This is a genomic window from Altererythrobacter chaiwopuensis, from assembly GCF_054957755.1.
Map to the genome: position 1 here is coordinate 1 of NZ_JBTXJG010000006.1, position 286 is coordinate 286.

Annotated in this window: 1 protein-coding gene; it reads right to left on the bottom strand. The window is 68.2% G+C overall.

Going from position 1 to position 286, the window contains the following annotated elements:
- Positions 1-286 (bottom strand): hypothetical protein (locus ACX2DJ_RS12970; RefSeq protein WP_462573160.1); only part of this gene is annotated, 286 nt, incomplete at both ends.

The window sequence follows — 286 nt, forward strand, 5'->3', positions numbered from 1 at the left end:
GCCTTCTCCACGGCCTGCGGGTCCAACAGCGACAGGGCCGAGCGGCAGTGCGAGCAGGCATCCTCGCGGCGCACGTCCACGGGCGCACCGCAGCTGCTGCAATGAATCACGCCCACCTTGGCGGCGATGTCGGCGATCTCGGGCCGCGTGAGCTGGCGCACGAAGCCCTTCTCGATCATGAACGACGCGAAGCTGCTGAAGCGTCCGTGCTGCTGCGGGCAGCGGTGCGTGATGTAGCGACCGCTGCGCACGACATCGAAGCCCTGCACCAGCGTCACGCGGCATT